The organism is Deltaproteobacteria bacterium RBG_16_64_85, assembly GCA_001798885.1.
In the GTDB taxonomy this organism is placed as follows: Bacteria; Desulfobacterota; Deferrimicrobia; order Deferrimicrobiales; family Deferrimicrobiaceae; genus FEB-35.
The window spans coordinates 1-4,550 of record MGQW01000065.1; the positions used below are offsets into that span (position 1 = coordinate 1).

Genomic DNA, 4,550 nt, shown 5'->3' on the forward strand with positions numbered 1-4,550 from the left:
AACGGCGTCCTCAATTTCCGGGCGCTGGGGTACACGGAAAAGGAAGAGGAAAAACTGACGAACGCTTCGATCTATTTCGACAAGGTGGCTGCGCAACAAGGGGAATGGTAAGCGGGAAGAGAACCCCCTCCTCTCCCTCCCGCGACCCCGGGTCTTCCCCGCCCGAGCCTCCACGGAACCCGTGAGGATCGGGCGGGAAGACCGTTGCGTTTCTCATAGCCTGGCAGGAGGTGACACGCGTGCGGTTCCGGATGTCGCGGAGAACATTCCTGAAGGTGACCGGCACCGCCGCGGCCGGCCTCTCCCTTCCATTGGTGGTGCCCGAACAGTACCTCTCGTGGGCCGAGACGGCCCCGCAGGAGCTGAAACCGATACCCACCTTCTGCGAGCTCTGCTTCTGGAACTGCGGGCTGATCGCCAAGGTGCAGAACGGCAAAGTCGTCAAGATCGACGGCAATCCGCTGAGCGAGCGGGGGCGCGGACGACTCTGCGGACGGGGAAATGCGGCCCTGGGTACCCTCTACGACCCGGACCGGCTCAAGTTCCCCATGATCAACACCGGCAAGCGGGGCCAGCCGGCATGGAAGCGGGCAAGCTGGGACGAAGCATTGGGGCTGGTCGCCGGCAAGCTTAAGGACATCAAGGAAAAACACGGTCCCGAGACGGTGGCCCTCTTCACCCACGGATGCGGCGGCACCTTCTGGAGGCACCTTGCGAAGGCGTACGGCAGCCGCTGCCATGCCGCCCCTTCCTTTGCCCAGTGCCGCGGGCCGAGAGACGTCGGCTTCACTCTCACCTTCGGTTCCGATGTCGGTACGCCGGAATATTACGACTTCGGCGAAAGCCGCTATATCGTTCTCATCGGCTCTCACCTCGGCGAAAACGCACACAACAGCCAGGTGCAGGATATCGTCACGGGGTTGGCGAAAGGGGCCAAGCTGGCCGTTGTCGACCCGCGCCTCTCGAACATCGCCGCGAAGGCCGACCACTGGCTCCCCATCAAGCCGGCCACCGACCTTGCCCTCCTTCTGGCCTGGATCCGCCTCATCGTGAACGAGGAACTCTACGACGCGGACTACGTGAAGGCATATGCCAAAGGCTTCCCCGAGCTCAAGGCCGCCGTGCAGGAGTACACCCCCGAATGGGCCGCCGGGGAGACCGAGCTTCCGGTGGAGACCATCGTCCGGGTGGCCCGGGAATTGGCTGCGCACAGGCCCAACGTCATCATCTCCGGCGGACGTTACACCGTCTGGTACGGAGACGACACGCAACGATGCCGCGCCATCGCCATCCTCAACGCCCTCCTCGGCTCCTGGGGCCGGCCGGGCGGCATCTATCTTCCCGCAGGCGGAGGTGTCCCGGAATACCCCGGCCTTCCGGCCTACCCGTCCAGCCGGGCCGGTCTTCCCGAGCTGGATTCGGCCTACCCGTTCGCTCTTTTACAGACCACCACCTCCGTCCGGAAAGCATCGATCACCGGGAAGCCCCACCCGGTCAAGGCGTGGCTGGTATACGGCTGCAACCTGATCAAGACCCTCCCGGACCGGGACGAGACCGTCCGGGCGATCGAAAACCTCGATCTTCTGGTCGCCATCGACATCCTTCCGGCCGACATCACCCGGTGGGCCGACGTGGTCCTCCCGGAATGCACTTATCTGGAGCGGCACGACGCCTTGACCCTGGGTCATTTCAAGGATTTCGAGGTGGCCATACGGCAGCCTGCCGTCGAGCCCCTCTTTGAAAGTAAGCCCTCCTGGTGGATCACCAAGGAGCTGGGCAACCGGATGGGCCTCAGCGACTACTTCCCCTGGAAAGACGGCGAGGAGTACCTGCGCGAGCGATGCCGCGCCGGCAACATCGACTACGACGAATTATGCGGGAAGGGGGTCGTACGCCTCGCCGGCAAATCGAGCCCATATATCTCCCCGCTCCGGTCACCGGAATTTGAAACCCCTTCCGGGAAGATCGAACTCCACTCCGAGCAGCTCGCCAAAGACGGGTTCGACCCGGTTCCGAAATACACGAGGCACGAGCAGCCCCCGGCCGGCTATTTCCGGGTCCTGTTCGGCCGCTCGCCGCTTCATACCTTCAGCCGGACCACGAATAATTTCCTCCTCGCGGACCTGGTCCCGGAGAACTCCTTCTGGATCAACCAAAAGAAGGCGCGTGAGCTGGGACTCGAGGACGGGGAATACGTCCGGCTGGAAAACCAGGCCGGCTTTACATCGCCGGGGAAAATCCGGGTCCGCCACACCCAGCGGCTCCGCGAAGACTGCATCTACATGGTCCACGGTTTCGGCGTCCACTCCGCGGAGATGAAACGGGCCAACGGCAAGGGGATCGGAGACGAGGAGATGCTCGCCCGGCACGCGATCGACCCCCTCATGGGAGGGACCGCCATGAGGTCCAACTTCGTCAAGGTCGTGAAGGCGGGGTAATCGATGCGGTTCGATGGAATCGTTTTGCCGGATCGGATCCGGCTTCGGGAAGCCGTCGACGACATCCTGAAAGGGCGGGGAGGCGTCCCGCTCTACCTCTCCCTCCTGGGGCTGTTGGCCGGTTTCCTCGCCATCGGGTGCATTTTCCTCTTGGGCCACGCCCACACCACGAACACCTCCGACCTGGTCCCGTGGGGGATCCAGATCACCACCTACGTCTACCTCGTCCTGATCAGCACCGGCTGCACCTTCGTCAACTTCTTCGGCCGGGTTTTTTACGAGGATGACTACAAGCCCTTCGCGTCCCGCGTCATGTTCCTCGCGATCCTGACCGCCCTGGCCGCTTTTATCTCCCTGGCCACAGAAATGGGCCGGATCGACCGGATGTACTACTTCCTGATCTCGCCCAACCCCGCCTCCCCCATGTTCTGGATGTCGGTCTGGTACGCCGCCGACGTTTTCATCATCGTTCTCGAGTACATCCACATCCGGCGGAACCGGCACTCCCGCAGGGTCATGTGGGCGGCGTTCTTCGTTGGCATCGTCACCTACGGCACATTGGGGAGCCTCTTCGGCGCCGTCAGCTCGCGCGCCTACTATTACAGCGCACTGCTGCCGATCTACTTCCTCTTCATCGCCTTCCTCACCGGCAGCGCGTTGACCTCCGTCGTCGTCGCCGCCGGGTGGAAGAGGGCGCGGGAAGACGGCTCGCCTGCCCCGGCCTTCCTTACGACCTTCCTGAAGATCGGTCTGGGTCTTGCGCTCTTTGCCACCTTCTGGCGCCTGATGATCGGCCTGGCAGGGCACGTTACCGGTTCCGAAGTCTTCCGTCTCACTCTCTTCGACACCCTCTTCTTCGGCATCTTCCTCGGAGTCGTCGTGCCGTTCCTCCTGCTCCTGGCGATCCGCGGTCCCATCGGGCTGATCCTCACCGGCCTTTGGATACTGGCGACCCAGTTCAAGGCACGGATAGACCTGGTGGTCGGCGGCTTCAGGGTGCCTGTCTTTCGCGCCTACGATATCCCCGAGGTGGTCCGGTATACCCCGTCGATCTTCGAGGCCCTGGTCGTGGTCGCCTCGGTGTCGCTGGTTGCGTTCCTCTATCTGGTGTGCGATCGTTTCGGCCTTTTCGAAACGGTCCCGGGAAAGGAAGCCTGAAGAAGTGGAGATCCGGGAAGACATCCTGGAGATCATGCGCGAGGATCTGAAGCGGGCTCTTCGGAAGACGCGCGGCGAGCGCCGCTGGGGCATGGCCATCGACCTCCGGCGGTGCATCGGCTGCCACGCCTGCACCACCGGCTGCATGTCCGAGAACCTGACTCCGCCGGGAATGCATTATCGGCCTGTGCGGGAAGAGGAGATCGGCGAGTTCCCGAACGTATCGCTCCGTTTCCTGCCGCGTCCGTGCATGCAGTGCGATTCGCCCACCTGCACGCCGGTCTGCCCGGTGAAGGCGACCTACAAACGGGACGACGGGATCGTCATGATGGACTACCGGAAGTGCATCGGATGCCGGTATTGCCTGGTCGCCTGCCCCTACGGCGCCCGCTCCGCCGACGTCGGCCACTATTACACCGGCGAAATGAAGAAACAGACCTACGAGGTGGAGAACTCCGGCGAGTACGGCAAGGTCTTCAAGAGAAAGACCCACTGGCACTCCCCCATCGGCAACGCCCGGAAGTGCCACTTCTGCATCCACCGGGTGGAGAAGGGGGAGTTGACCCGCTGCACCACCACCTGCCTGGGGCACGCCACCTATTTCGGCGACCTCAACGACCAAAAAAGTCTGATCCACAAAGTGATCGCGAAGGCCAACACCTTCCGGTACCGGGAGGATCTAGGGACGAAGCCGAGGGTGATCTATATCGTCTGATCCGCGACCAGAGGAACAACAATGCCTCTGTCTCTTGGCTTGCCGCCCCCTCACGATGACCTGGGAGCATGCCTCGGCAGCCACCGGAAATCCAAGTTCATGTCGATGTTCCGGTAGGAGGGAAATCCCGGATCGACCGTATTGATCTGCAGGGTAAACCGGTCCGTTGGCAGGAAGGCTTCCGCGAGGGCTCCCTCGAGCTGCTCCTTGGTCGCTTCCGGAGCCAAGGTCGGCTGGAC

General features: G+C 62.9%; 3 protein-coding genes and 1 pseudogene. 3 read left to right on the forward strand and 1 reads right to left on the reverse strand.

Going from position 1 to position 4,550, the window contains the following annotated elements; genetic code table 11:
- Nucleotides 1-251: 251 nt before the first annotated feature.
- The 3 genes from A2Z13_01445 to A2Z13_01455 are packed head-to-tail and all read left to right on the forward strand — an operon-like array spanning nt 252 to nt 4,311.
- Nucleotides 252-2,438 carry a nitrate reductase gene (locus tag A2Z13_01445; GenBank protein ID OGP77552.1) on the forward strand — a complete coding sequence of 729 codons (2,187 nt, stop codon included), beginning with the start codon at nt 252-254 and terminating at the stop codon, nt 2,436-2,438.
- Between the two features lie 3 nt (nt 2,439-2,441).
- Nucleotides 2,442-3,596, forward strand: coding sequence for a hypothetical protein (locus A2Z13_01450; GenBank protein ID OGP77449.1), 1,155 nt, complete (start codon nt 2,442-2,444; stop codon nt 3,594-3,596).
- 34 nt (nt 3,597-3,630) lie between these two features.
- Nucleotides 3,631-4,311: a (4Fe-4S)-binding protein gene (locus A2Z13_01455; protein ID OGP77553.1), complete on the forward strand. Its 681-nt coding sequence runs from the start codon at nt 3,631-3,633 to the stop codon at nt 4,309-4,311.
- 50 nt (nt 4,312-4,361) lie between these two features.
- Here the strand turns inward: A2Z13_01455 and A2Z13_01460 are convergent.
- Nucleotides 4,362-4,550 (reverse strand): annotated as a pseudogene (locus A2Z13_01460) (hypothetical protein).